This is a genomic window from ANME-2 cluster archaeon (genome assembly GCA_014237145.1).
In the GTDB taxonomy this organism is placed as follows: Archaea; Halobacteriota; Methanosarcinia; order Methanosarcinales; family Methanocomedenaceae; genus Methanocomedens_A.
In genome coordinates, this window is sequence record JAAXOC010000032.1 from 35,595 (window position 1) to 61,076 (window position 25,482).

General features: G+C 45.2%; 32 protein-coding genes. 16 read left to right on the forward strand and 16 right to left on the reverse strand.

Annotation, left to right across the window (positions count from 1 at the left end; genetic code table 11):
- The first annotated feature begins 264 nt into the window (after positions 1 to 264).
- The gene (locus HF974_04190; protein MBC2697539.1) at positions 265 to 531 is read left to right on the forward strand and encodes a hypothetical protein; all 267 of its coding nucleotides are present in this window, start codon (positions 265 to 267) and stop codon (positions 529 to 531) included.
- Positions 532 to 816: 285 nt separating this feature from the next.
- Here HF974_04190 and HF974_04195 read toward each other — a convergent pair whose 3' ends face one another.
- Both HF974_04195 and HF974_04200 read right to left on the reverse strand, forming a co-directional pair.
- Positions 817 to 1,686 (reverse strand): DUF2099 family protein, encoded by an 870-nt coding sequence (locus HF974_04195; GenBank protein MBC2697540.1) that lies wholly within the window; start codon positions 1,684 to 1,686, stop codon positions 817 to 819.
- 21 nt (positions 1,687 to 1,707) lie between these two features.
- Positions 1,708 to 2,613: a cation transporter gene (locus HF974_04200; GenBank protein ID MBC2697541.1), complete on the reverse strand. Its 906-nt coding sequence runs from the start codon at positions 2,611 to 2,613 to the stop codon at positions 1,708 to 1,710.
- A gap of 75 nt (positions 2,614 to 2,688) precedes the next feature.
- Between HF974_04200 and HF974_04205 the strand changes: the two genes are divergently transcribed.
- The 11 genes from HF974_04205 to thiI all read left to right on the forward strand — a co-directional run bounded on the left by HF974_04205 (position 2,689) and on the right by thiI (position 12,999).
- Positions 2,689 to 3,642 (forward strand): beta-ribofuranosylaminobenzene 5'-phosphate synthase, encoded by a 954-nt coding sequence (locus tag HF974_04205; protein ID MBC2697542.1) that lies wholly within the window; start codon positions 2,689 to 2,691, stop codon positions 3,640 to 3,642.
- 513 nt (positions 3,643 to 4,155) lie between these two features.
- Positions 4,156 to 4,347 carry a hypothetical protein gene (locus tag HF974_04210; protein MBC2697543.1) on the forward strand — a complete coding sequence of 64 codons (192 nt, stop codon included), beginning with the start codon at positions 4,156 to 4,158 and terminating at the stop codon, positions 4,345 to 4,347.
- Between the two features lie 148 nt (positions 4,348 to 4,495).
- Positions 4,496 to 5,563, forward strand: a complete 1,068-nt coding sequence (locus tag HF974_04215) for a hypothetical protein (GenBank protein MBC2697544.1) — start codon at positions 4,496 to 4,498, stop codon at positions 5,561 to 5,563.
- An 11-nt stretch (positions 5,564 to 5,574) separates the two neighbouring features.
- Positions 5,575 to 6,693, forward strand: coding sequence for an ABC transporter permease (locus HF974_04220; protein MBC2697545.1), 1,119 nt, complete (start codon positions 5,575 to 5,577; stop codon positions 6,691 to 6,693).
- Positions 6,686 to 7,372 (forward strand): ABC transporter ATP-binding protein, encoded by a 687-nt coding sequence (locus tag HF974_04225; GenBank protein ID MBC2697546.1) that lies wholly within the window; start codon positions 6,686 to 6,688, stop codon positions 7,370 to 7,372. Before HF974_04220 ends, HF974_04225 begins: the two co-directional genes overlap by 8 nt.
- A 281-nt stretch (positions 7,373 to 7,653) precedes the next feature.
- Complete coding sequence (locus tag HF974_04230) at positions 7,654 to 7,899, forward strand: hypothetical protein (protein MBC2697547.1); 246 nt, start codon at positions 7,654 to 7,656, stop codon at positions 7,897 to 7,899.
- A 2-nt stretch (positions 7,900 to 7,901) separates the two neighbouring features.
- A complete protein-coding gene (locus tag HF974_04235) occupies positions 7,902 to 8,249 on the forward strand; it encodes a type II toxin-antitoxin system PemK/MazF family toxin (protein MBC2697548.1) in 348 nt (115 codons plus the stop codon).
- A gap of 222 nt (positions 8,250 to 8,471) precedes the next feature.
- The gene (locus HF974_04240) at positions 8,472 to 8,624 is read left to right on the forward strand and encodes an ATP-binding cassette domain-containing protein (protein ID MBC2697549.1); all 153 of its coding nucleotides are present in this window, start codon (positions 8,472 to 8,474) and stop codon (positions 8,622 to 8,624) included.
- Positions 8,625 to 9,229: 605 nt separating this feature from the next.
- Complete coding sequence (locus HF974_04245; protein ID MBC2697550.1) at positions 9,230 to 10,165, forward strand: protein translocase subunit SecF; 936 nt, start codon at positions 9,230 to 9,232, stop codon at positions 10,163 to 10,165.
- Positions 10,162 to 11,811 (forward strand): preprotein translocase subunit SecD, encoded by a 1,650-nt coding sequence (locus HF974_04250; protein ID MBC2697551.1) that lies wholly within the window; start codon positions 10,162 to 10,164, stop codon positions 11,809 to 11,811. Before HF974_04245 ends, HF974_04250 begins: the two co-directional genes overlap by 4 nt.
- Positions 11,812 to 12,999, forward strand: a complete 1,188-nt coding sequence (gene thiI / locus HF974_04255) for a tRNA 4-thiouridine(8) synthase ThiI (GenBank protein MBC2697552.1) — start codon at positions 11,812 to 11,814, stop codon at positions 12,997 to 12,999.
- Positions 13,000 to 13,001: 2 nt separating this feature from the next.
- Here thiI and HF974_04260 read toward each other — a convergent pair whose 3' ends face one another.
- From HF974_04260 to HF974_04310, 11 genes are all read right to left on the reverse strand, one after another.
- Entirely contained in the window at positions 13,002 to 13,232 is a 231-nt protein-coding gene (locus HF974_04260) for a hypothetical protein (GenBank protein ID MBC2697553.1), read from the reverse strand.
- Between the two features lie 90 nt (positions 13,233 to 13,322).
- Complete coding sequence (locus HF974_04265) at positions 13,323 to 13,577, reverse strand: hypothetical protein (GenBank protein ID MBC2697554.1); 255 nt, start codon at positions 13,575 to 13,577, stop codon at positions 13,323 to 13,325.
- Positions 13,578 to 13,641: 64 nt separating this feature from the next.
- Positions 13,642 to 14,028, reverse strand: coding sequence for a type II toxin-antitoxin system VapC family toxin (locus tag HF974_04270; protein MBC2697555.1), 387 nt, complete (start codon positions 14,026 to 14,028; stop codon positions 13,642 to 13,644).
- A complete protein-coding gene (locus HF974_04275) occupies positions 14,025 to 14,252 on the reverse strand; it encodes an AbrB/MazE/SpoVT family DNA-binding domain-containing protein (protein ID MBC2697556.1) in 228 nt (75 codons plus the stop codon). The genes HF974_04270 and HF974_04275 overlap by 4 nt, the downstream gene beginning before the upstream one ends.
- 192 nt (positions 14,253 to 14,444) lie before the next feature.
- Entirely contained in the window at positions 14,445 to 14,597 is a 153-nt protein-coding gene (locus tag HF974_04280; protein ID MBC2697557.1) for a hypothetical protein, read from the reverse strand.
- 273 nt (positions 14,598 to 14,870) lie between these two features.
- Positions 14,871 to 15,632 (reverse strand): formylmethanofuran dehydrogenase subunit C, encoded by a 762-nt coding sequence (locus HF974_04285; GenBank protein MBC2697558.1) that lies wholly within the window; start codon positions 15,630 to 15,632, stop codon positions 14,871 to 14,873.
- A gap of 14 nt (positions 15,633 to 15,646) precedes the next feature.
- Positions 15,647 to 17,350: a formylmethanofuran dehydrogenase subunit A gene (locus tag HF974_04290; protein ID MBC2697559.1), complete on the reverse strand. Its 1,704-nt coding sequence runs from the start codon at positions 17,348 to 17,350 to the stop codon at positions 15,647 to 15,649.
- Positions 17,347 to 18,648 (reverse strand): formylmethanofuran dehydrogenase subunit B, encoded by a 1,302-nt coding sequence (locus HF974_04295; GenBank protein MBC2697560.1) that lies wholly within the window; start codon positions 18,646 to 18,648, stop codon positions 17,347 to 17,349. The genes HF974_04290 and HF974_04295 overlap by 4 nt, the downstream gene beginning before the upstream one ends.
- A 12-nt stretch (positions 18,649 to 18,660) precedes the next feature.
- Complete coding sequence (locus HF974_04300; protein ID MBC2697561.1) at positions 18,661 to 19,038, reverse strand: tRNA CCA-pyrophosphorylase; 378 nt, start codon at positions 19,036 to 19,038, stop codon at positions 18,661 to 18,663.
- A 196-nt stretch (positions 19,039 to 19,234) separates the two neighbouring features.
- Positions 19,235 to 20,215 carry an alanine dehydrogenase gene (locus HF974_04305; GenBank protein MBC2697562.1) on the reverse strand — a complete coding sequence of 327 codons (981 nt, stop codon included), beginning with the start codon at positions 20,213 to 20,215 and terminating at the stop codon, positions 19,235 to 19,237.
- A gap of 100 nt (positions 20,216 to 20,315) precedes the next feature.
- Positions 20,316 to 20,660, reverse strand: a complete 345-nt coding sequence (locus tag HF974_04310; GenBank protein MBC2697563.1) for a DUF192 domain-containing protein — start codon at positions 20,658 to 20,660, stop codon at positions 20,316 to 20,318.
- Between the two features lie 74 nt (positions 20,661 to 20,734).
- On the opposite strand from HF974_04310, the gene yciH reads away from it, so the two are divergent.
- From yciH to nifU, 3 genes are all read left to right on the forward strand, one after another.
- Entirely contained in the window at positions 20,735 to 21,043 is a 309-nt protein-coding gene (gene yciH, locus HF974_04315) for a stress response translation initiation inhibitor YciH (GenBank protein MBC2697564.1), read from the forward strand.
- Between the two features lie 139 nt (positions 21,044 to 21,182).
- Positions 21,183 to 22,346: a cysteine desulfurase NifS gene (gene nifS / locus HF974_04320; protein ID MBC2697565.1), complete on the forward strand. Its 1,164-nt coding sequence runs from the start codon at positions 21,183 to 21,185 to the stop codon at positions 22,344 to 22,346.
- A gap of 51 nt (positions 22,347 to 22,397) precedes the next feature.
- The gene (gene nifU, locus HF974_04325) at positions 22,398 to 22,775 is read left to right on the forward strand and encodes a Fe-S cluster assembly scaffold protein NifU (GenBank protein ID MBC2697566.1); all 378 of its coding nucleotides are present in this window, start codon (positions 22,398 to 22,400) and stop codon (positions 22,773 to 22,775) included.
- Between the two features lie 133 nt (positions 22,776 to 22,908).
- On the opposite strand, the gene HF974_04330 is transcribed toward nifU, so the two are convergent.
- The 3 genes from HF974_04330 to HF974_04340 all read right to left on the reverse strand — a co-directional run bounded on the left by HF974_04330 (position 22,909) and on the right by HF974_04340 (position 25,100).
- Positions 22,909 to 23,532: a CDP-alcohol phosphatidyltransferase family protein gene (locus HF974_04330; protein ID MBC2697567.1), complete on the reverse strand. Its 624-nt coding sequence runs from the start codon at positions 23,530 to 23,532 to the stop codon at positions 22,909 to 22,911.
- A gap of 19 nt (positions 23,533 to 23,551) precedes the next feature.
- Positions 23,552 to 23,758 carry a hypothetical protein gene (locus HF974_04335; GenBank protein MBC2697568.1) on the reverse strand — a complete coding sequence of 69 codons (207 nt, stop codon included), beginning with the start codon at positions 23,756 to 23,758 and terminating at the stop codon, positions 23,552 to 23,554.
- A 703-nt stretch (positions 23,759 to 24,461) separates the two neighbouring features.
- Entirely contained in the window at positions 24,462 to 25,100 is a 639-nt protein-coding gene (locus HF974_04340; GenBank protein MBC2697569.1) for an NAAT family transporter, read from the reverse strand.
- 96 nt (positions 25,101 to 25,196) lie between these two features.
- Between HF974_04340 and HF974_04345 the strand changes: the two genes are divergently transcribed.
- The gene (locus HF974_04345) at positions 25,197 to 25,403 is read left to right on the forward strand and encodes a hypothetical protein (protein MBC2697570.1); all 207 of its coding nucleotides are present in this window, start codon (positions 25,197 to 25,199) and stop codon (positions 25,401 to 25,403) included.
- Positions 25,404 to 25,482 lie beyond the last annotated feature (79 nt).

Below are 25,482 nucleotides of genomic sequence, written 5' to 3' on the forward strand. Positions count from 1 at the left end.
AGTATTCTAATTAAATCATTATGCTGCGCCATGTCAACTTTAGACCGTAAAGCTGAAATATTGAACAACAAGGCTTTTCCGACAGTCTCAGTCTGTGAATTTTTTGAAACGCAAAAGGCTTTTAATAGTTTAAATTATAATGCTATATTGTATATCATAAATCATTATAATTCCATTATGGAGGATAATTTTATGGATGAAAACGAAACTGTAGTAGAAACAGAAATTGTAGCAAAAACAGAATCGAAAGACAATGATAATATAATGGCAGCTCTTGCCTATTTGCTTGGATCTATAAGCGGAATCATTATTTACTTGATTGAAAAAGATAAACCTGACAAAAGCAGGTTCGTAATGTTCCATGCTGTGCAGGCGATTATCTTAGGTCTTGTGTGGTTTATCCTTTCGTATGTTCCAGTCATTGGACAGTTAGTAATATTTATCACATGGGTATTAATGATGTATAAAGCATATTCAGGAGAGGAATACCATCTACCTGTGATTGGCGAATATGCTGAGAAATATATCTAACTTTCATCTGGAAGAAACTTATATTGACAATCAGACAAATTAAAGCATGCATTAAAATATTTGTATCAGTTTTAATGTCCGGTAATTCATTGCAACACTAAATAGCAACAAAATATGCGGCCGCTGAGAATCTAATCCGTATCAGTGGCTTGGAAAGCCACTGTTATACCGCTAGACCACGTCCGCACAAGTACCTCCGGTCAATCTTAATGACTATACCCCGCAACTCTGCTGCGAATGGGTGTGCCGTCTCAACGTTTGACTTGGAAGAGATACGTTTTTAGCCTATATTAGGGGCCTGGGCTGTTTCTCTTCTGGCAATACCGGCAGTTTCATTGTGTTTATAAGTATAGGGTCAGTGACCTCTTTTGCCCGCTCAAGCAGTATTTCCTTACCACGTAAAGTGATGGCGAAAATAGGAATAGCAGTGCCGAACTGAGCCAGTGCATGTCCTTTTATTTGTTCCCTTATATGGTGGGACGTGCATCCTGTGGTTATATCCACCAGACTGATGAACTCCTTTGCTTCTTCTTCACCCATACCGGTAACGTGTACTCCAAATGTGATAATCTCCACATCATGCTGCTTTTCAAGTTCACGCATCTTCCTGACATCTGGTGCACATACCACTGAAACGCCAATGCACATGTACCCCATCTCAATTGCCTTTTCCACCCCTGCCACCTGGTCCAGTGCTGCCGTCCCGGGGTCAAGTACCGTACCCCCTGCCTCTTCTATACGCTGAATGAGTTCCGGTATGGGTGTGGTTTCGACCAGACCGGATATCCTGCTTCCGATCCCCTGCGCCAATGTGGGGCTGCTGGTAATAACGGTACCTGCACCCTCACAGGCCGTGACACAGGAATCCAGCAGTCCCCTGCAAAGGGCGGTCATGAATGTCTCACTGGCACCAAAACCCACGAAAATCTCCATTTCTATCTCCCGCCTATCTGTGAACATCCCGAAATCCTCTATCCTGAACTCGATGTTGCCCTTCACTGATTCGGGGGTGAATTGCCTGATGTTCCTTACCTTGGCAAAAATAGGGCAATAATCAGTTTGCGGCTGACCGACTTCGACCACTTTACCGTTCTCGACCACAACCCTGGTCTTACCAAGGGCTTCCATTACATGTCTGTCTTTTTTTTTGGGCATAATCCAACTTCCGGGCTCATATTAATGTTCAACTCCATGAATAAGGGGTCTACCGCATTCAACGCTCTCGAACTGGAAAGTGGTCTGGGTAATATTGAATTTCCCTGCCATTACCTTGTTGATGGCATCGATCAAGGCTACGGTTTCACATACCTGTATTTCGCCCACCAGGATATGGGCACTTAAGGCATGTACATTAGAACACACGCTCCATAGGTGGATATCGTGAATACCTTCCACACCCTCAATGGAATTCACTGCCTCAACCAGTTCATTGATGTCCACGTGCCTGGGTGTGGATTCCATCAGGATGTGGAGCGAATCGCGTATGAGCCTAACAGAACCCAGTAGTATGACTGCCACGATCATGAAACTCAGCACAGGGTCGGCAAGTAAGCTGCCAGTGAACAGGATGATCAGGGCGCCTGCAATGACTGCAACGCTGCTCAGGGTATCGCCCAGCGCATGCAGGTAGGCCCCCCTGACATTCAGGTCGTGGTGGCCGTGTAACCGTGTAGTTACCCACAGGTTAACTACCAAACCCACTGCTGCTATTACCAGCATCTCCATACCCCTGACCGAGGGCGGTTCAATCAGCCGGAAATATGCTTCCCTGGCTATGAATACCGAGATTATAATTAAAGTGATACCGTTGATGAGTGCCGAGAATATTTCGAGCCTGTGGTAACCATAGGTCACCTTGTGGCTGGACGGCCTCTTTGCTATCTGGATGGCGGCATAGGTCAGGACCAGTGCGAACACATCCATGAACATGTGAGCCGCATCGCTTAACAGGGCAAGACTGTTGGTATACATCCATCCTGCCAACTCAAGTATGAAAATGGTTGAAGTGGCGTAGATGGCATACCTGAGATTCTTTTCTGTCATGTCAGGTCTGTGTTCTGAGCCGTGCTCATACCCACTCATGGATTAATATATAAAAGTCCTGAGTAATACTCATTTCCTAAGTTTTATAATGAAACAGCACTGTCATTATCTGTAATGATACAGATAACCACACCCTCCCGGCTGCACATCACCCTTATAGACCTGAATGCATCCCTGGGTAGGGTGGACGGAGGCGTTGGCCTGACACTGAACGACCCGTCAATGAAACTCTTGGCAAGGGAAACAAACGAGGGTGTGTTCGTCACAGGCAGCGGTGATCTGGGGCGCATAAGATCCGCAGCCGAGGCTGTCATCCCTGAAGACAAAGGCATACATATCACAATTGAGGAAGCATACCCTGACCATGTGGGTCTGGGCAGCGGAACCCAGGGTGCTCTGGCCGCAGGCTGGGCCGTCAATGTGATGTACGACCTGGAGCTTAGCGTGCGTGAGGTGGCCGCACTTGTGGGCCGGGGCGGCACGTCAGGCATTGGCGTGGAATCCTTTGAGCACGGCGGCTTTATCGTGGACGGCGGTCACAGGTTTGCCGATAAGGGTGCATTCTCACCTTCGGCTGCCAGCCGGGTGCCGCCCGGACCTGTGCTGTTTCGGCATGATTTCCCTAAATGGCCACTAGTTGTTGCCATACCTGACCTGAAAGGAGCCTCGTCCCAGCGCGAGGTGGATATTTTCAAGCAATACTGCCCCCTGCCGCTGGAGGAGGTGCAGGCTGTATCACATATCATACTGATGGAGATACTGCCCTCACTGATGGAAGAGGATATGCATGCTTTCGGGGATGCGGTAAACCGCATCCAGGATGTGGGTTTCAAGCATCGGGAGGTGGGCTTGCAGGCTGAAGAAGTAAGGCGGTGTATGGAGATTATGAAGGAGCAGGGTGCCTGTGGTGCTGGTATGAGCTCATTCGGACCAACAGTATATGCCGTGGCAGAGGATCCCGTGAACGTGAAAAATGCCGTGTCCGAATACCTGGAATCCACGATAGGGGGCAGGGTGTTCGTTACCAGGGCAAGGAATATGGGCGCAGAAACTGTTTGTGACAAATAGTTATAACACGAAAGTCAGTAAACATGATTAACTCAAGTAAATACCCTGGCCAGTAACAAGATTTCCTGTGGCATCTACCTAGTTTTCCTGATTACCATTTAGATATACAGGCAAAATATAATCATTGAACTTGTTCAAACTCCACCCGCCAATAAACCACATATTTTGACCTGTGAACCACGCATTGATTTATAGGCCTGCACTGTCAGAGGAAATGTAGCTACAAATATTTTTGTGTCATAATTTTTACTGTTAATATATCATTCTAAGAAAAAAATTGGTTTCAAAACTGGATATTTTTGTAATAGACTTTATCAAAATTCTGGAAAAATATACAGATTATGTTATTGTAAGTGGTTATGTTTCTATACTCTTCGGACGATCCAGGGGAACGGAAGATATCGATATATTTATTGAAAAAATGGATTTCCAAACGTTCAAACAGCTTAATGAAGAATTACGCCAAAAGAAATATTGGTTTTAAATGCCGAAAATCCTTTAGAGCTATATGTAATGTTTAATGACAAAATTGCAATCAGAGCTGCAATACAGGATACTGTCATTCCAAATATTGAGATCAAATTCACTAAAAACAGGATAGATCGGGACTCTTTACAAAAGCATATGGAAGTACAGATAGATAGAGATAGTATAAATATTTCACCTCTGGAAATCCAGATACAGATATTATCTACTGTTAAGTAGTTCACTACCGGATAATCTCGATTCCTTCTTCCTCAAGCTATTTATCTTAATTACTATACCCCACAGCTTTTCTGCGGTTGAGAGTGCCGTCGCAACGTTTGACTGTCAAGAGAAAGATTTTTTACACAATCCAGCTTACAATATGGCAATGAAATCCAGAAATATTTATATTCTTGCCATCCTGCTGACTCTTATTGTTTTCCCAGCCTCTGTCGGTGAAAACCAGACTACATGGATCACTTCAACATTCTCAGATGAGAACAGTATGGACGTATCAATACAATCCAGCGAACAGGTAAATAATGGACAGCTCATATTCAAATTAACATACAGGGATAAATTAATCGAAAAAACAAGCCTGGACTTTACAATAGCACCAGGCAAGGAAATAACAAAGGTCATCATGTGGGATTCAAAACCCCAATTCAAAAACTACGTGGCCACAGTCAGCGTACTGGTCGATGGCAGATCTGTAGATGAAACATCATATCCATTCTCGTACGGGTTTGTGGTACTGCCAAGATTTCAGGTAGTTGATCTCAGCGCCAGCAGCAGCGGCGCAAGCATGGTATTAAAGCCCAGAAGCGTATCCAGTCCCGGCGTTGCTGATTTTACCTTCCAATTGATTCAGGATGGCGAGATAATATATTCCGAGACCAAAGAGGACATACCTGTGATGCAGTCCAACCAGCTTTCCATTGACTGGCCCATCCTCCTGGATGACAATACCAAATATAGCGTACGAGTAAAGGCCATATCCCACACACCGGTTATTACATCCTCATACGTGACCGGGTTCACTTCAAACCAGGAGGTAGAGATTGATGACATGGATGTAGACGTAGACGATTTCGGCGCAAGTGTAACACTTTACGGCATGTCACAGGTACCTTTTAACGGTATAGTAGAAGTAAAACTCCACAAAGACGGTTCAGATCCACTTGTATTTACAGGCAAGCCCGAACCTCTTACCCTGGACAGGGACGATACCGTGGGTATCATATGGGATGATGACCTTGACCCTGGCACGTACCAGGTCAACATCCATATTTTAACACTTGAAAATGAAATACTGGACAGGTATGAAACAATGCTTTTTATCCCAGAACGTGCCTACCCTGTAAGCCAGCCCACGAAATCCCAGACACCGGGATTCACAATTTTACTGACCATCCTGTGTATTATATATGCAGCTGTGATCAGTAGCAGGAGATAGGGGTGAAGGCATTGTTCGACATTATACTGCGAAACCTTTCACAGCGGAAGATCAGGACGGCCCTCACAATTTTTGGCATCGGCCTTGGTATATTCGCAGTTATCGTAATGGGTTCCATGTCAGAGAATTTCAACCAGACATTTGAAACCTCATTTGCACTGACCGCTGATAAGATACGTGTATTCGGCTCAAGCGGCGTGTTCGGCGGGAGCGTGACCACCAGTAAAGCGGCAGAGGTCAGGAAAGTACCCGGCGTCCATGATGCATACGGGCTGTTGATGGCACCGCTGGAGGAGGGAGGGGGCATGAGTTTTGGCGGTAACCAGGTAATAGGGCTACCACCAGAGAAATCCCATACTGTACTGGGACCAGTCCAAGTCAAGGAAGGAAGGGACCTCATGAGGGGGGATAGATACGTAACCGTTATTGGTAGTAGTATTGCAACCCAGTATGATATTGGTGTAGGGGACCGCATAGAGATACAGGACAAATACTTCACAGTGGTTGGAGAGCTGGAATATACAGGTAGTTTTTTTGATGCATCAGCAGCAATCCCCCTTGATATTGCCCAGGATGTCTATGATATGGGCAACATGGTCTCTATGATATTTGCTATTCCTGGAGAGGGGGTTGATGGTGACCTGCTGGCAAAGCGGATAAAGCTCAGCGTGGACGGAGTGGATACACTATCTCCCAGTGAACTGGAGGAAGAGGCAAAGCAGGGCCTGATGATATTTTCTGTAATAACTGTAAGTGCTGCAGTCCTGGCAGCTATTATCGGCGGGCTGAGCGTTATGAACACCATGCTAATGTCTGTGATGGAGCGCACAAAGGAGTTCGGCATACTGAAGGCAATGGGGGCAGAGCGGCGGGATATCCTGTTGATGACTGTGGGCGAGGCCGCTATCATGGGTTTACTGGGGGGGCTGCTGGGACTGGCCTGCGGATGGGGTGCAGTTTTTGGCATAAACCTATGGCTGGCTGAAAAGGGGATCGTGTTGTTCCTTATCACGCCCCGGCTGGTAGCCATTGCCATGTTATTTGCCATACTGCTGGGTACCTTGTCAGGTATCTACCCTGCTCTGCGGGCTACCGGCATGAGTCCCATGGAGGCACTCAGATATGAATGATGCTGAGCCTGATATTATTTTGCAGACCCGGAACCTGAAAGAAACTTTTATGCAAGGCAAGGTACCCATACATGCCTTGCAGGGTGTGGACCTGGAGGTCAGGAGGGGGGAGCTTGTAAGTATCGTGGGTCCGTCAGGTTCGGGAAAATCCACACTGCTGTCAATCATCGGTATGCTGGAAATTCCCACAGAAGGCAGCGTATTCATTGACGGTATCGAGGTGACCGGGGTTAAGGCGAATAAGATACCCAGGCTGCGCCGCGAGAAGATTGGGTTTGTGTTCCAGCATTTCAACCTGCTGCCAGCCCTTACTGCACTGGGTAATGTGGAGATTGCCATGAGATTTGCCAGGGTTCACAAGAAAGAGCGGATCAAGCGGGCCCGTGAGGTGCTAACAGAGATGGGGCTGGGTGACCGCCTGAACCACAAACCCTCTGAACTGAGCGGCGGGGAGCAGCAACGGGTGAGTATTGCCAGGGCGCTGGCCAACAGGCCTGCTATCATACTTGCAGATGAGCCCACAGGTGAAGTGGATACTAAGACCAGGGACCTTATTATCGGCATCTTGCGGCGGCTGTCTGATGGCGGGCAGACTGTGATAATCGTGACCCATGACCCCTGGGTGGCAGAGCGGACAGACCGGGTGATCACGCTGGTGGATGGGAGGGTAGTAAGTTGAACGCCTGGGCGGGTTTTTGGCTATTTGGCTATTTGGCTATTTGGGGCTCTTATATCTTTTAAAGGTGTATTACAAGGTCAGATTGAGTAATTAACGTTGCTTTATGGAATGTGTTGGATGACTTAATATAGTAGAAAACTGAAAAGAGGTATTTAGTGATTTAATGAAGTTAGTGGTACGATATAAATATCCAGTAATTTCAATAATTGCAAGAATCGTAGATAAACGCAGATGCCACTTAAATCTGCGTCAATCAACGTTTTAACAAACAGAGGCACATAATGTCTTCAGTAGTTTTAAGTGAAATTGAAAAAACAGTCAGCCATTTACCCCCTAATGAGCAGTTGCAATTAATCGAGCAACTTGTTCATCACTTGCGAGAGGATTTATTGAAAAGTGATGACGTTGAGCAGGCTACTTTTGAGAGAGAACTTGCTGCGATGGCAGCGGATCCTGAGATTCGGAATGAATTAAAAAAGATTGATCAAGAGTTTGTTGTAACGGAAGCGGATGGACTGGAGAATTGATAATGTCCATCCATCGCGGTGAGATTTATTTTGTCAATCTTAATCCTGTGAAAGGGCGAGAGCAAGCAGGATCGCGTCCAGTATTAGTTTTATCAATAGATGCAATCAATAAACAACCTCTTGTAGTCACTGTTGTTGTTGGAACTAAGGGTGAAAACATTTCCCGTGATTTCCCAATAAATATTCGTGTATCTCCAGAAGATAGTGGTCTACCATTAGAGACCGTTTTCTTATGCTTTCAAATTCGTTCATTGGATCCAAAACGGTTTCCCGAAAAACCAGCAGGTAAACTTTCTGATGAAAAATTGAAAAGGATTGAAATGGTCGTTCGCCACTGCCTTGGTCTGTAACCGATACCATGATCAGTATATCATCTACATAAATCTATATAAGGGATTTTAGTAAGTTCAACTCATCTCCTGTGGATTGTATCTACTGGTTGTTTTTTAGGCTGGTTGGAATAAGTGGACAGCGCGCATAGGTGCGGGCTGGTTCCGCTATTCAATCGCTTGCACACGGTAAGGTAGAAAAGGAGTGGAGCTGGGCGACCGCCTGAACCACAACCCTCTAAACTGAGCGGCGGGGAGCAGCAGCGGGTGATTATTGCCAGGGCGCTGGTCAACAGGCCTGCTATCATACTGGCTGATGAGCCTACAGGTGAGGTGGATACCAAGACCAGGGACCTTATTATCGACATCCTGCGGCGGTTGTCTGATGGTGGGTAGACTGTTATCATTGTAACTCACGACCCCTGGGTGGCGGAGCGGACAGATCGGGTGATCACGCTGGTGGATGGGAGAGTGGAGGATTCGTAGTATTCGTTAACTCTAAAAATTCGTCATGTCCCACTCTTTTTTTTAGTCAAACATTGCCCCGGCACACCCAACCGCAGCAGAGCTGCGGGATATAACGACTAAGATCAAATTTATTATAAAGGATTATTTACAGTAACGCTTATAATGGTCATTGCCCCTCTACAATATTTGTATGAATTGATTTAAATTATGTTTGATTTTGGAAAAAAAAGGTAGAAATAAATAGTTTGAAAAATTATTAAAATAACTGGCTTTCAAGGTAATTCATCATAACAGATGCTATAATTAAATTTGCATATATTTTTCCTACAATTTAATATCTAAATATCATTAATGTGTATCTGAAGTATATCACTTATTGGCAAACCTAAATGTTAAATAAGTTGGATGAAAAAAGGAGAGAAAAATTAATTATAATATTTGTTTAATTTAAATAGATATTAATAGTGAACTGTCTTGGGCTTTAATTAAGCTGGATATTGGATTATTACGATTAAATTTCACAGGTGCGGTTAATGAAGAATATCAACATAGAACAACATATTGAATCTTATCTTAAGAAAGTATCAACAACACAGATGATCATTATCCCGCTTGTCCTCTTATTACTATCCCTTGTTATCCTTGGCTGGTCATTTATTTCTACAGGCAGTCCGGTGGAACTGGGTATCGAATTTACAGGAGGTACCACAGTTACTGTAGAGTCTACGTTATCCTTTGAAGAAGTGCAGCAGCAGTTCACTTCACAATTTCCAGACACGCCGCCAATAAGCGCACGGGATGCAGGCGGCGGACGGGTTATGCTCAAGTTCGCTCCCATGGACGAAACTGCACAGATGGAATTAAATGATTACCTTATCTCCAATTTCGGCAAGGAGATATCACTGCAGCAGATAAGTGCATTATACGGCCATGACCTGCAAATTAGTGCAATAAAAGCTGTCATATATGCATTCCTTGGAATGGCTGTGCTGGTTTTTATCATATTCAGGTCAGTGGTACCTTCCGGTGCGGTCGTACTGTCCGCATTTTCCGATATCGTCATAGCAGCCACATTGATGAACCTGTTCAGCATTGCCCTGTCACTGGGAACTGTGGCGGCACTACTTATGCTCATAGGTTATTCCATTGACAGTGACATCCTGCTGACAACCAGGCTGCTAAAGCGAAGGGGCAAGCTGGAAGAAAAATTAAAGGGGGCGATGAAGACCGGCCTTACAATGACCACTACTACCCTTGCAGCCATTTTTATACTGTTTTTGGTCAGCACTTGTGCCCAGTACGTCTCATCATTTTCCAGGATCGATATCATCAGTGATATCTCCGCGGTCCTGCTCCTCGGACTGGCCACGGACCTAATGAACACCTGGATGCTGAACACAGGTATACTTAAATGGTACATGGGACGCGAAGTCCCTATAGGGAAGAAAAAGAGGGGGGGCAGGAAATGAGGGACGAAAAAGTTGAGAGAGGACTTGCCAGCAATCCCAGGATATTGCTGATGGGTGGGGCCATAATCATTTCACTGATATTACTGCTGTTACCTGCCATCTTTCCTGATCTGGGGTTTGGCGGACTCAAGTACGGCCTTGACCTTGATGGAGGTTCATGGCTCCAGCTTAGGCCCGAAGGTGCCATGGCCAAAATCGATGCCGATGTAGGGGACATCATAACACACGAATACTCATCTTTCTTAAACACGACCGTAACAGTAACAGGTACAACGGACACATCTATCTCCTTTGAGGTCGGGACCCTGGTCACTGCAAAGCAGGTCGAATCCCTGGGATACGGCCAGGCTGCAGTGTCTGGTGGAAGAAGCGGAGTTTCAGCCGTTAACCTGCAGGTGGATAAGTACCATGTAATTTCCAGGTATCTGGAAAACAGCTATAAGACAGAGGTTGTGCTATCAGAGGACAGGGATGGATTGTGGTATGAGATAAGGAAGCAGACATCTGCTGATGAATTGAAAGATATACTTGATGATGTCGGGGGTTCTGTGATCTTATACAGGGATGGCGTATCCCAGGCTACACTGATCAAAACCAAGGAGATACTTGAGGATAAATTAAACCTCTTCGGGCTCAGTGATGTCAAGCCAACCATAGTCGGACGGGAATACATACTCATCGACCTGGCAGGAATCGATATCGAGACAGCAATGAATCTGGCAGCCACTCCAGGTAAGTTCGAGATCCGTATCCAGACAGAAGGCAATGAGTCCATACATGCCGTGTACGGGGAGGATATCCAGACTGTCGGGATCCATGAGGCAAATAACGGGGTATGGGGTGTGCCGTTCACCCTGACACAGCAGGGTGCTGTACTCCTGAGGGAGGCAGCCATTGAGACCAATGCGGTCAATGCCCCTCTTAATCATGAGGTTATAATGTACCTTGATAATGAGGTCATTTTCAGTGCTCCTTTGAATGACAGGTTAGCCAACAATTTGAAAATAATGCCTGTGCAGGATATGAGTGCCTCCTTTGGAAGTGACATTGAGAGTAAAGAAAGTGCAAAACAACTGGAATCTCATTTGAGGGCAGGTGCCCTGCCAGTTAATGTGGAGGTAATAGGTTCGGGCCAGGTGCCCGCATCCCTGGGCGCCCAGTTCAAGGAACTTACAGCCATAGCAGGACTGCTTGCCATTATAATGGTCTCATTCATGATATATCTCAGGTATCGCAAAAAAGAGATCATGTTACCCATGATCATAACATCCATAAGTGAGGTTGTGATGATACTGGGCTTTGCATCTGCTGTGAAATGGCAGCTTGACCTGCCTGCCATTGCAGGTATTATTGCGGTTATTGGAACAGGTATAGATCATCTTGTAATAATCACTGATGAGGTATTATACGAGGGGAAACTTCCTCCAACCAAGGTTTACCTTGCACGTATTTCCAGGGCATTCGGCATTATATTTGCGGCGGCAGCCACAACCATTATAGCAATGATATGGCTGTTCTGGTTGGGATTCGGCGCATTAAAGGGTTTTGCACTGACAACTATCATAGGTGTGTTGATCGGTGTGCTGATAGCCAGGCCCGCTTATGCAAGGATAATCAAGGCAGTATTGAAGGAAGAACAGGAATAAATGGTCCGACCTACTAATGATGTTATACTTGTCAGGTATGGTGAACTGGCACTGAAGAGCAGACAAGTAAGGAACAGGTACGAAAAAACCCTTATGTCTAATATCAGGTCCATGCTTGATGCTTCAGGTATTGATCATGATGACCTGTCCCGGGAATGGGGTCGCATATATATCCATACCACTAACCCTGCAGTTGTGGGAGCCGTAGCAAGAGTGTTTGGCGTAGTTTCGGTAAGCCCGGCCATTACGTGTGAGCCCACACTTGAATCTGCAGCGTCTGTAGCTGCCGATGTGGGAGAGTCCATTATCAATGAGAATGAATCCTTTGGCATCAGGGCCCGCAGGTCTGGCAATCACGGGTTCTCAAGCCGTGATATCGGCGTGGCCTGTGGTGATGCTGTATTTGAACGGGTGCGAAAGCTCAATTCCAAGGTTGACCTGACAACTCCTGACAGGGAGATCATGGTGGAGGTCAGGCAGAACAAAGGATTCGTATATACGGATGTTGTCAATGGTACAGGCGGCCTGCCCCTGGGTACACAGGGTAAGATGGTGGCCCTGGTCTCGGGTGGTATCGATTCTCCTGTGGCTGCATGGCTTATGATGAAACGTGGCTGTGAGGTAATACCTGTATATGTCAACAATGAACCGTTCTCGGATGATACCATGCGGCAGCGGGCACTGGAATGTCTCAGGGTACTGCAAACATGGGCACCAGGCCATCCTTTCAAGGCCTACGAAGTACCAAACGGCATAAGCCTGGATGCATTTCTTTCAGACTGCCAGCGCCGTTATGCCTGTATATTCTGCCGCAGGATGATGTACCGCATTGCAGCAGGTATCATGGAAAAGGAAGGGGCTTTCGGCATTATAACCGGTTCATCACTTGGCCAGGTGGCAAGCCAGACATCTGAAAATATGATGGCAGAGACCTGCGGGATACATGTACCGATCTACCATCCCCTTATCGGGCTTGATAAGACCGAGATAATCGACATCGCCCGGAAGATCGGAACCTATGATGCATCCATCAGGCCAGCCACGTGTTGTACTGCAGTGCCTGAAAAACCTGCCACTGCTGCAAAATGCGGTGAAATGTGTAGTGAAGAAGACAATATAAAGGTGGAAGAACTGCTAATGGGTGCACTGTCCGGTGCTAAAATAATTGATCCGTGTGAGTACAGTTAGTTTCATTTGCCGTCAATGGTCTCTATCTTGAACATTACATTAAGGCCCTTCAGGGTCACCTGGATTCGGTCACCGAACCTGAGAATGTCTTCAACATCGGTATTTGAGTCCCATTCATAAACATAATCATGGACTCCCTGTATTGGCTTGAATCCCAGGGACATTAACCGCCGGTTGACCTCAGAGGGCATGGCACCTTCGCTACTGAACCAGAGAATTAGGTATGTCTTCATTCGTATCACCTTGATAACTTATATTGTAATTTAATTCGTATTATGGCTTTTGGTAATCCATATCTATTGAGAATTTCTATAATTTTAGGTTTATAACCTTTCATCCTCTTCCTCACGGATTTTTTGCAGTACTTCTGATGGGTTCCTTGAATATTTTATTGCAGTTTGTTGAGCGAATGAGTCCATCTTTTGACTTGCTCTTTGCATCTCGTATTTCCTCAATAGTTCACGGATTGCCTCTCTCACGAAATCGGTCCGGTTGGCAAACAGCCCGAGGTTGACATTTTCATCGATCAGCTGAAGAAGATAATCATTTACACGAATCTGGAGTAATTTGTTGCTCATAATTTATCACTTGTATTTAATTATACTACTTAATGAAGTATAAGCATTTTGTTAAATTCGAGAACTAATGGATTCTCTTTATCCCATTAACTTTATCAAAATCACCATCAAAAGATACAATTCTGTCAATTCCAGACTGATGCATTATTTCAACAGACGTCGCATCAGCAAGTGATAATGTACCATCATACATCAAAAATGTCTGCATCGCATTTTCCAGTAAATCGATATCAGTAAATACTATTTTACAGTTATCCACGAAATATTCGTAAAGAATTTGACCTGCCTTCCCCCCTTCTAGCGAACCCACCAATGTTACGCTTTCACTTATTATTAAGTCAGATATCAGAAGTGCTTCATTATTTATTTTGGCTGCCCTGAGTGCATCCTTATGCCACCTGTCTTTCTCTCTTGCGATGGCAATAAAATATGAGGAATCTGCGAATATCATTTAAGCCCCATCTGGACTTTTTTCTTGGCTTCCACTGCATCACCTTCAGATTTTATAAGACTTGTTATGTCTTCCAGTGTCCGTTTTTTTCTGGGATGTACCAGTATCCCGTTGTTAGTGTCAGTCCATTCAAGAATGTCTCCGGGGATGATATTGTGGGCTTTTCGTATCTTTGAAGGTACTACGGTCTGGTATCCTTTTGAGACTTTTGTTTCACCAAGCATAATTGATTCACACAATATTTTTAGTTTTCACAGTATTTAATGATTGTCTTGAATTGAATAGGGTAGGTGTAAAGCAGGACGGGTAAGAAAATTAAAGTAGAAGGATGTGTTGCGTTGGTGGGACTTTTAACTGTCTAAATTGGAGTGTTACGTAGAGGGAGTTATTTGGGATATCTAAAGTGAACATAAGATTTATGAAAAGCCTGCATAATAAAGTAAAATCCCAGCAAGAAGGCCTACAATAAAACCAATTATACCACCATAAAGTAAACCTCGACTATATAATTTAATAATATACTTTTCATTTGTCACTTTTTCTTTCACTATTGGAACTATTTCATCCATAATGTCTATTTCAAATGTGAGTTGTAGTTTCTCGATTGTAGTATTGGTTTAATCAACTAAATTTTCTTTAATACAACTACCAGCAGAAGAGTTGCAGTCCCGAACTATCTTGGGGCAGACATTCCAAAAGGGACGTTAAAGGCGATTATTAAGCAAACTGGATTGTCAGCTGAAGAGTTTTTAAGTCTAAGAAATTAAAAATGTGTTAAAAAAAGTCTGAGACAGCTCCTAAATACTGGAGCTGCCCGGGTCTGTAAAAAAATCGATTTTTGCCTACTTAACGAACAGCTCACCCACACCGTCAACGACTACGTCGCCAACATACTTGGTGAACTCCACGCCGTCTATGGCCTCGATGCCCTCACGCTGGTACACAGGCATCAGATCCTTGACCGTACCTTTAACGATAATGGTACCCTTGGTCATCTCACTGCCAGGCATGTCAGTATCGCCCTCAATAACGATCTTACCGCCCTTGTTGGACACCCCCGGCATGATACCGGCATTGCCCTTAATGATGATCTCGCCGCCGCACATGTGCTCGCCAACAAAATCATTGGCATTTCCGAACACCGTGATCTTGCCGCCGCGCATGCCGCAGGCCTCGCCGCGATAGCCAGCACCCACATAGTAGTTTGCATCGCCCTGGACATTGATCTCGCCGCCAGTCATCTCCTGGCCGACCCAGGAATCAGCATTACCTTTGATGGTGATGGTGCCGCCCTTCATCTTAGCGCCGCATCTCATATCCACATCGCCGTTTATCATAATGAGCCCGGCAGTCATAGCCTCACCGATACGCTTCACCCTGTTCACATTGCCGTTTATCTCTATCTTTACGTCATCCGCAGCATCAGCGCTACCGTCAACCTTGATATCGAACAACTCTGACAAAGGTCGGGGCGCATTTCCCTCGTATGCCACAAGTGCGCCGATCTCATCAGCGCTCTTGCCTGCAAAATTGTCGGGTTTTATCGTTTCAGCTTCAACAGATATCTTAAACTGTTCTTTTGGTACTAAAGTAACTGTTTGCATCCTTCACACCTCCTTTACTGGTACCCTGTCTCAAACACGACCGGATGCTCTACATACTCATCCTGTACCATGTAGTTGGCCATATTCACGGAATAATATTTCTTGAACTTCATCTTCAGATCTTCCATCATCCGCTCATGTCCATCCGCAGGCGCAGTAGCTTTTACCCAGTAGGTTCTGCCCTTGGGCACAGCAGTGATCTCACCGTCTTTTACCACAATCTCACCGCCCTTGATAGTATAAGCAGCGTGCCTGAATGCAGCTTCCACCTTATCAAACTCCATAGTGGCATCGGTCTCATCAGGCTTAATATCATAGATGGCAATGTCTGCATCAGCACCCACACCAAGATGTCCTTTGCCCAGTTCGATTATTCCCTGCACCTTAGCATGTGCGGCCCTGGTCTTGATAGCAATATCATACCAATCCAGTTCCCTGTCAATGCCGGCAATGCTTGTGCGCTCAAAGGTCAACTCAGCTATCTTTGCCATTTCTTTTTCACGCCTCTTCTGGCTCATTAGCATTGTCATGACCATCGGGTAGTTTACATACGGCCCGCCGTTGGGGTGGTCCGTGGTCATCAACACCTGCCATGGGTCCTTGGTCAGCAGGGCCAGTTCAAGTCCGATCGCCCACATGATGCCGTGGATATAGCTCTGTGGATGGTATTCCAGTGGTGTAACACCTGACGAATCCTCAAGCTCTACATCACCGTTTGACCACCTGGCCTTAAGCAGCCTGGCATTGGCATACTGCACCGGACCGTCTGCGGTCATTGTGGTAGCACTGCCGAACACCAGCTGGCCCATATCAATGGTTAAAAAGTCGTTCTTGTTCAGGTAATCAGCAATTGGTTCTGACTTTGATTCGAAATCTCCCCAGTGGTTGCCGCCCCACGCATTGAACTGCACATGGGTTACGTGCAATGACTGACGATCCCGCTTGGATTTAATGTCCTTACAGACATCAAAAGTTGCCAGCGTGGTCTCGTAGTTACCTGGCTTACCCAGGTTATTACAGTGCAGGTGTATACTGTGGGGAAGGTTCAATTTCTCGTTCGCTTCTGCCAGTTGCTTGACTATCTGCCTGGGCGTAACCTCAAAGTTAGGAACTGGGTCATCCAGTCCAGATACGTTTTTACCGAATCCCCATGCTTCGCCGCCGCCAGGGTTCACGATCTTGATACCCCAGCCGCGTGATGCCAGCAATCCCCATGCCACATATGCCGCCAGCCTGTCCAGATCATCCTCACGGATTGCGTCCATTACCATCCAGTTACTGCCGAACAGGGTCAGGCCGGCTTTATCAATGATGGGTATCTCTTCCAGTTCCTCATGGGTATGCCTTGCTTTCAGGATAGGAACAGCAGCCTCGAAAGCCGTGGTATATCCCATCTCAGCATACCCGTATCCCATAGAATATACATTTGGCACAGTATATCCGGTACGGGGCCGGGTCACTTTGGTCCTGGGTTTATTGTTCAGGCGTGAATCATCAGGACGCATAATACGTCCCACATTCACCTTACTGCCAGCGATATGAGTATGTGCATCCACACCGCCCGGATAGACCAGCCGGCCTCCGGCGTCTATGGTCTGGGCACTGCCGCCCACGCTGTCCACTATCTTGCCGTCCTTAACAGCAATATCCATCATATCCCCGTTGATATTATTGATAGGGTCATACACAGTTGCGTTCTTTATCAGCATTTCACTCATGATGAAGCCCCCTTTATCTCTCTTACCTTTGCAATTATCTTATCCAGCACTTCTTCATCAGATGGGAAGTCCACATCCACCAGCTTGCGCATCCGCAGACTCACAGAATCCATCCTGTATGCTGTACCTTCCAGTTCCACGCCAGATACCTTGGTTGGTATCACGATATTTGCCATCTCGGTTGTCGGGTTGTGGAACGGGTCAACCTGTATTACAGGCACCTTGCTCATCCGGGCAATGGACTGGGCGGGGAAATGTGCTCCTGCATCCCCGGCAATGATCATAGCTGAATCAATCTCTTCCCGCATCAGCAGGTCATTGGAACATGTCTCACCCGGATTATAGTATGGAATGCCCCTTGACATATCCACTGCATTGGCAAAACCTGTCTCCCAGGCGCACACCTGACCGAATCCGGTCACATTATAATGACCGCGCATGGGTAGGATACTGTGCTTGCCATGGGCATTCAGTTCGGTGATAAGGGACACCGCATTATCGATGTTCTTATACTTACCACGGCTCTGTGTCAGACCCATACCAAAGTATACCATGCCGTACTTCGCACCCTTCATGGCCTCTCCAAGTTCAACTAATTTCTCTTTGGGCACACCGCCTACGCTATCCGGGATCACGTCGGCTTTATCAGCAACAACAGCCCGCAGGGCCGAAATAACCATATAGTCCTCTCCCGGATTCACCTGTACATACTCGTCAGCCATCTCGGCAGTATCGGTCTTTCTGACATCAAATACCACGACTTTCCTGGATTTACGTCCCTTGGTAGTGAAAAATCCTTTGTTAAATACTGAATACCTGCTCATATGCCTGGGATGGGCCTGTACCGGGTTGCACCCCCAGAATACTACCAGATCGGTCCTGTTGGCGAACTGGCCCAGGGTACCGGTGGGTAGTCCCTTCTCGTGGACACCCAGGGCAGACGGCCCGTGACACACACTGGCTGTATTATCTATAATTCCTCCCACCTCTTCGTTGAGCAGGACACCTTTCTTCATCATCTCGCATACGCCTGATGCCCAGCCGTACAACAGTGGGCGCTTGGAATTGGCAAGTATCTTTGCAGACTCATTAATGGCCTCATCATAGGATACTTCCCTGAACTCACCGTTCTTGTCGTCCCGCATCATGGGCGCCTTGATCCTGTCATGGCCCATGATCTTGCTTGTGCCTATCTTGCAGGCATGTTTCACATCCACTACCTTATTGTTCTCCACTTCCACTGTCAGGTCATCACACAGACATCCGCAGAATGGACAGAGTACATCTTTGATTATCATATCCTACCTCCCTCATTTTAACCTGGCCATGAGTTCAGGCATGGTCGGTGCTTTTTCATCAGTTGGCTCAACGACTGCGGAAATACCCTTGAATCCGGGCATTCCGCATCCTTTTGTATCCGGGTCTACAACCGCATTGGCCCATGGTCCCATGGGTATGAACACCAAACCATCCGGGTTGCCATCACAAATTGCCATCGGCACTACAACACTTCCGTGATCTGTAGTTACCTTGACATTGTTTCCGGGCTCAACACCTAACGAACTGGCATCTCCTGAGTTCATCTCACAATACGCTGCAGCATCAAAATACGCTTGTGAAGTCTTGTTTTCCAGATTACAACCCTGGTTAACAGTCCTTCCTGAAATGAAAGTTGCATTCAAATTCATTTATTTCCCTCATTTAAACTAAGTTAACGACTCTACCAAAGTCACTTGTCACGTGTAAGTTGACGACTCTACCAAAGTCACTAGCCACGTGTAAGTTGACGACTCTACCAAAGTCACTAGTCACATGTAAGTAAACCTTCGACTTTCTTATTTAAAAAGGATGTGATTTTAATTTGCTGGGATGAGGATTAATAAGTCAGAACATCTCCAGTTCTAATCCCACCTTCTTCTCCAGCGCTTTTTGGTATGCCAGGTCTGCAGTTGCCACATCCTGAATGGCAAGACCTGTGGAGTCAAAGACTGTTATATCACTTTCGTCCTCTCTTCCCTGCTTGATACCACTGACCACCTGGCCCAGTTCAGCATATATCTCGTTCACTGAAAATATGCCTGTTGAGATGGGCACATTCACCTCGCCCGAATGAGATGCCTGTTGGATGGCATCTACTATTACCTTTGCATTTTTAAGGATCATTGGATCAAGTTCTTCTTTACCTGCTGCATCCGCCCCTATAGCATTGATATGGGTACCCTCCCTGATCCATCCAGCCTTGACCACCGGACTCTTCACAGGGGTTGTAGTCACAAGGATATCACAATCACATACTTCATGAACATCTGGTTCTGATTCTATTTCGACTCTCATTTCCTTCTCCATCTCTACTTTAAATGCAACAGTAGACTCTTTAGACCTGTCAAATATCTTTACCTTCTTAATGTCCCTGACTGCCATAATGGCACGAAGCTGCGTCCTTGCCTGCCTCCCCAGTCCTATCATGCCCACGACCCTTGAATCTTCCCTTGAAAGATATTTTGCAGCCACTCCACCGGCAGCACCGGTACGCAGGTCGGTCAGGCTGGTTCCATCCATCACTGCCAGGGGTGCGCCTGTCTTTGTGGAATTCAATACCATCAAGGCCATGACCGTAGGCAGCCCGATTTTTGGGTTGTCGGGATGCACATTCACCAGTTTGACGCCTGCGATATCCATGTCTTCCAGGTAACCTGGCATAGTGCGCAGGTCGCCGTTGTGCGCCTTAAAATCCAGGTAAATCTTCGGCGGCATCTGGACCCTGCCCAGACCATGCTCCCAGAATGCATTTTCCACAACCGGAAGTACATTGTGTATGTCTATCAACCCATCCATATCCTTACGGTTCAGCCAGAGTATCGTTATGCCCATAAATATTACCCTAAATAGTTATTGTCCGGTACATCGCATAAAAGTTATGATATTTTTGCCTCATTCCCAGAAGGTTAATTGTTTAAAAGGTCAACTACTTAAAAGTCAATTGTTCACCTGGTATCAAATTGAATCGTTCTACTGTTCCCGGGTTCATTTCAATAATATATTTGACCCTTTTCATCCGTTTGTAACCGGTCCATGGTTTTAGTGTGGCGGTCCCGATAATCTTTTTATCAGAATCCAGGAATATTACATCGATCGGGAAGACCATGAACAACATATGGACCCAAACCGTACCAGCTCTTCTAAGGACAAAAATAAGGGCAAAATCCTCAGGTATGCTCTTATGCAGCATTAATCCCAGCATCTGGCTGAAAATATTTTTCGCATATGAAATCTCACTAGCAATGGGCGTACCATTATATATTAATACCATCAGTATCAACCAATACAAAGGCATTAAATATAATAATGCTGTATCTATCCTAATATGGAGGAACAATTCAAGAAATGAGTTCAGAGATGTGTACCGTTTGCGGTCTTCCCAGAGAGCTTTGTATCTGTGAAGAGGTCGCAAAGGAACAACAGCGAATTATTGTGAAGATAAATCGGCGGAGATATGGAAAAGAAGTGACAGTTATTGAAGGTCTGGATCCATATGAAATTGATCTACATGAACTAATAACTTATCTTAAATCCAAGTTCGCCTGTGGTGGCACGGTGAAGAGCGATGCAATTGAATTGCAGGGAAATCATAAAAACAGAATGAAAGATGTGCTTGTAAAAAGGGGTTTTTCCCCGGAACAGATAAAAGTTTAATTTTCACTTTTTATTAATAGATAGGACGTATTGGATAGTATATATTTTATGTACTAATTACTATATTTTACATTTACCGATTCAGGAAATTATATGCATATTGGGAAATATGTACCCCTAAAATCGAGGTGACAATAAAGTGGTATGGATATATATGGATCATGGTGCTACTACCAGACCCGATCCTGAAGTTGTAAATGCAATGCTACCCTTTTTTAATGAATTCTTTGGGAATGCATCCAGTCTTCATACTTTCGGGCAGGAGGCAGCGCAGGCATTGATCAGTTCAAGGAAAACGGTCGCTGATTTTCTCGGGGCCGAACCTGAAGAGATCATATTCACATCAGGTGGGACCGAATCAGATAACCTTGCCCTTAAAGGCATAGCCTACCTGAAAAAGAATAAGGGAAAACATATCATAACCTCGGTGATAGAACATCCTGCTATACTAAACACTTGTAAATATCTCGGTGATATAGGCTATAGAATAACCTATTTACCTGTAGACGACCAGGGGCTGGTAGACCCTGCCGATGTTGAAGATGCTATCACTGATAATACAATATTAATTTCGATCATGCATGCCAACAACGAAATTGGCACCATCCAGCCTATTAAGGAGATCAGTGCAATTGCCCATGAGCATGGGGTACTGGTACATACCGATGCAGTCCAGTCCGTTGGCAAGATGTCGGTCAATGTGGATGACCTGGGTGTGGATATGCTGTCAATATCTGCCCACAAGATATATGGACCAAAAGGTGTAGGCGCATTGTATGTACGCAAAGGCACCCGGCTCCAGGGTCTGTCACAAGGCGGCAGCCACGAAATGAAAAAACGTGCCGGTACTGAGAACATCCCTGGTATTGTGGGCATGGCAAAAGCCGTCGAACTGGCAGAACAGAGGCTGGAGGGTGATACAAAATACCTGGAAAACCTGAGGGATACCATGATCAGGAAGATACTGGACTCAATCCCGGAATCATACCTGAACGGTCATCCCACGAAACGTCTGTGTAATAACGTACACGTCAGGTTTAGTTATGTGGAAGGCGAATCCCTGCTCATGATGCTCGACATGAAAGGAGTGGCTGTATCCACAGGTTCTGCCTGCTCGTCAAAATCGCTGGAACCTTCACATGTACTTGCGGCTCTGAATATCATACCAGAAGAGATACACGGAAATCTTAGGATCACACTGGGGCGCGAGAATACTATGGATGAAGTGGATTATGTGGTAGAGAACCTGATCGATATCGTGAAAAAACTAAGGGCCATGTCACCCATTGCTCCGAAAGATTAATTGTTAAGTTATTAAATCGTTCAATAATTTTAATATCAGAGTGATAAAAATATGTACAGTGAAAAAGTAATGGATCATTTCAGCAATCCCAGGAATGTTGGCGAGATAGAGGATGCTGACGGTGTGGGAGAAGTGGGTAACCCTGTTTGCGGTGATATGATGAACATCTATATCAAGGTCGATGATGGCAAACTGACAGATATTAAATTCAAGACATTTGGCTGCGGTGCGGCTATTGCCACTAGCAGCATGATCACAGAAATGGCTATGGGCATGACCATTGAGCAAGCTCTTGAGATCACCAGGGACAGTGTGGCCGATGCACTGGACGGGCTGCCGCCTGTTAAATTGCACTGCTCGAACCTGGCCGCTGATGGGCTGCATGCTGCCATTGAAGATTACCTGAAAAAAAAGGAAGCTGGTAATTAAAGGAAAATACCAGCATGGGGCCACCTTGCCGGATGATGGTGTAAAGGGTCCTTCCTGTCATAAGAGTTCTGACTGTAATAAGGGTAAAACCGGCTCATAAGTATCCACTGCCTGAAACCGGGACAAGAAAAGGTTATTGTTCCTTCAGGATCCTTCTGGCTGCTATCATACGCTGAAGGACCGTGAGGTGGGATATCACTGCCACCACCAGGACAGCCCAGTGCAATAATCCCGTAAATGCGCCCAGGATGATCAATATCATACGCTCGGCCCGCTCTGCCACCCCGATGTTCAGTACCCCTGTCCCGCCAGCCTCTGCCCTTGCCCTTGTATAACTGACAAGCAGTGACCCCGTAAGTGCTAAGCCACCAAGGAACCAGTCATTTTCGATATAAGGTGCTAAGCCACAAAAGAGCCAGTCATTACCGATATAAGGTGGAAATGCCGCATGCCCTCCCCACATGATACCTAAAAACACGGCAGCATCGGCATATCTATCTGATACCGAATCAAGGAGGCCACCGAACTTAGTGACCCGGCCGTTCTCCCTGGCCACGGCCCCGTCAAGCACATCAAAGAAACCGCCAAGTAGCAGCATCAATCCTGCAATTACCAGATTTCCGGCTGCAAAATATAGTCCGGCTGCAATGCAGAATACCAGGGCCAGGATAGTTACTGTGTTAGGATTTATCCTGCTGAATATCCTTGCTATGGGTTTTACCCAGTCCGTTAATATATCCTTTTTCCTATTGAGCAATACATTCCTCCAGGGACTTTCAGGCAATCCTGAACATCGTGCTTTTCCAACGTGGATCTAACCGACCCAGTATTATCTTTGAGGCACCTAGCAGCAGAATACCAGATCCTGCAATGCAAAGCGTTGCAATACTGTCATTCATTTGGTAATAGAATGATAAAAGTGTTTGTGCTACAAGCGCGGGAACTACGGCAACAGCGAACTGGAACAGAATTTTTGCGTCCAATAGGTAACTGTTAATGAACAGGCCTGTAAGATAGGCGAAACTTTTTAATTTCTTGAGCCTCCGGCAAAATGGATGTAACAGCTTTAAAATGCCAATAAACACATAGGACGGTTCAGTTTTTCTTAAATTTCCTCCTAAAGGTTCGGATTGAAGGGATTTTAGGCAATTTTTGAGACAATATATGCCCAAACTCAAAAGAATTAATTCAACTGTATCGAAATGTATTTAAGATAGGTGCTAATGAATACGTTATGATTAGATCAAAATTATTGTTATTTTTAGATTTCTAGCAATAATATGAACTTAAATAACCAATATAGTTATATTTTACTTAGAATTTCAATTAAAATATTTATAAATAAATTTTTTAAAAATATACACCTTAACAATCTCATAAATCAAAAAATAACGAATATACTCTGGAATGCCAGAGCCTCTCTTATGATCTTTTGAACAATAAAGAACCGCAGATACACGCAGATGAACTCAGATTTCGCATGCAGTATCCGCGTTTATCTGCGTTCATCCACGGTGAATAGAACTGAATAATGAGTGTAACCAGAAATCAAGAGGGTCACCCTGTATGAGTGAACTGAAATGGGGTGGCATGGAGTGGAAGAAAGGATGGGCGTTGGGAGTTGTTTAATATAAGGAAATCAAAATAAACTTAAAAAATAAATAGCTCTGACCTGATAAACATCTGCTAAATTATACCTGTTATTGCCTCTTCAACTCCTGTTATTACAAACTGGACTGCTATAGCTGCCAGAAGCAGACCCATAATCCTTACAATAACCATCGTTCCCGTTTTACCCAAGATTTCAAATGCCTTTTCGGACCTGGATAGAATAAAATATGAAATAAGGAACACCAGACCAATATCTAAGAAGAGGAGGATTTTATTTGTAGTTCCATTTGCAGCATGGAAAAGTACTATTCCTGTCGTTATAGCCCCGGGTCCGGTAAGCAAAGGAACAGCGAGAGGGGTAACCACGACATCTTCTTTAATTAATGCCTCTTCTTCTTCCTCAGCACTGCTTTTAGTATGTGGCCTTCTACCGAAGAGCATCTCAATGGAGATAATAAATAAAAGTAAACCACCTGCTATTCTAAAAGAGTACATCTCTATACTCAACAAACGAAATATTGTATCTCCTGCAAGAGTGAAGATTATTAAGACTATAGCTGCAATAATTGTGGCCTTTTTGACCATTTTCTTCCGATCAGATTTTTTGAAATTGGCAAGTATTGCCATGAAAAGGGGCACGTTCACTATAGGATCCACAATAATGAAGAGTGTGATAAATGAAGATAAGGCAAAATTGAAATCCATAATTTTCAATCTATAATTGTGTTTCTACCTTTATAAGATTTGTATTGGAGCAGTAGGAGAGTCGAAGAAGGGATAGAGACCGGAATTATCAATTAAAATCAGCCTTTGAATAATATTTCGAAATTTAGTTACTTCTTTGTCAATGCTCTTAGAGCCCCACCCACGTCGGCCTATCGGACTTCACTCCCCCAGACCACCGAAATAATCGAAAAGCGCCTGCCAGCCCCCACACCGCAAGGACGGGCGGAGCAGATCAGGAGGGGGCACCAGGGCAGAGGGGAGGCAAGAGGGGGCGGTAGCAGAGCCGTTTGAGAGATAGCTATAATTAGAAAGATGAAAATGTAAAATAACTTAGATATTTAACCGATAAAAATTGGAAAAATAAAGGAGT

Coding starts and splice junctions, on each gene's coding strand:
- HF974_04290 (MBC2697559.1), bottom strand. CDS start 17,350: ATGAGTGAAATGCTGATAAAGAACGCAACTGTGTATGACCCTATCAAT.
- HF974_04270 (MBC2697555.1), bottom strand. CDS start 14,028: ATGATATTCGCAGATTCCTCATATTTTATTGCCATCGCAAGAGAGAAA.
- HF974_04295 (MBC2697560.1), bottom strand. CDS start 18,648: ATGATAATCAAAGATGTACTCTGTCCATTCTGCGGATGTCTGTGTGAT.
- HF974_04265 (MBC2697554.1), bottom strand. CDS start 13,577: ATGAGCAACAAATTACTCCAGATTCGTGTAAATGATTATCTTCTTCAG.
- HF974_04225 (MBC2697546.1), top strand. CDS start 6,686: ATGAATGATGCTGAGCCTGATATTATTTTGCAGACCCGGAACCTGAAA.
- HF974_04230 (MBC2697547.1), top strand. CDS start 7,654: ATGTCTTCAGTAGTTTTAAGTGAAATTGAAAAAACAGTCAGCCATTTA.
- HF974_04205 (MBC2697542.1), top strand. CDS start 2,689: ATGATACAGATAACCACACCCTCCCGGCTGCACATCACCCTTATAGAC.
- HF974_04310 (MBC2697563.1), bottom strand. CDS start 20,660: ATGGTATTAATATATAATGGTACGCCCATTGCTAGTGAGATTTCATAT.
- HF974_04200 (MBC2697541.1), bottom strand. CDS start 2,613: ATGAGTGGGTATGAGCACGGCTCAGAACACAGACCTGACATGACAGAA.
- HF974_04235 (MBC2697548.1), top strand. CDS start 7,902: ATGTCCATCCATCGCGGTGAGATTTATTTTGTCAATCTTAATCCTGTG.
- HF974_04215 (MBC2697544.1), top strand. CDS start 4,496: ATGAAATCCAGAAATATTTATATTCTTGCCATCCTGCTGACTCTTATT.
- HF974_04300 (MBC2697561.1), bottom strand. CDS start 19,038: ATGAATTTGAATGCAACTTTCATTTCAGGAAGGACTGTTAACCAGGGT.
- HF974_04195 (MBC2697540.1), bottom strand. CDS start 1,686: ATGCCCAAAAAAAAAGACAGACATGTAATGGAAGCCCTTGGTAAGACC.
- HF974_04275 (MBC2697556.1), bottom strand. CDS start 14,252: ATGCTTGGTGAAACAAAAGTCTCAAAAGGATACCAGACCGTAGTACCT.
- HF974_04285 (MBC2697558.1), bottom strand. CDS start 15,632: ATGCAAACAGTTACTTTAGTACCAAAAGAACAGTTTAAGATATCTGTT.
- HF974_04250 (MBC2697551.1), top strand. CDS start 10,162: ATGAGGGACGAAAAAGTTGAGAGAGGACTTGCCAGCAATCCCAGGATA.
- HF974_04245 (MBC2697550.1), top strand. CDS start 9,230: ATGAAGAATATCAACATAGAACAACATATTGAATCTTATCTTAAGAAA.
- HF974_04260 (MBC2697553.1), bottom strand. CDS start 13,232: ATGAAGACATACCTAATTCTCTGGTTCAGTAGCGAAGGTGCCATGCCC.
- nifU (MBC2697566.1), top strand. CDS start 22,398: ATGTACAGTGAAAAAGTAATGGATCATTTCAGCAATCCCAGGAATGTT.
- HF974_04190 (MBC2697539.1), top strand. CDS start 265: ATGGCAGCTCTTGCCTATTTGCTTGGATCTATAAGCGGAATCATTATT.
- HF974_04210 (MBC2697543.1), top strand. CDS start 4,156: ATGTTTAATGACAAAATTGCAATCAGAGCTGCAATACAGGATACTGTC.
- thiI (MBC2697552.1), top strand. CDS start 11,812: ATGGTCCGACCTACTAATGATGTTATACTTGTCAGGTATGGTGAACTG.
- yciH (MBC2697564.1), top strand. CDS start 20,735: ATGAGTTCAGAGATGTGTACCGTTTGCGGTCTTCCCAGAGAGCTTTGT.
- HF974_04280 (MBC2697557.1), bottom strand. CDS start 14,597: ATGGATGAAATAGTTCCAATAGTGAAAGAAAAAGTGACAAATGAAAAG.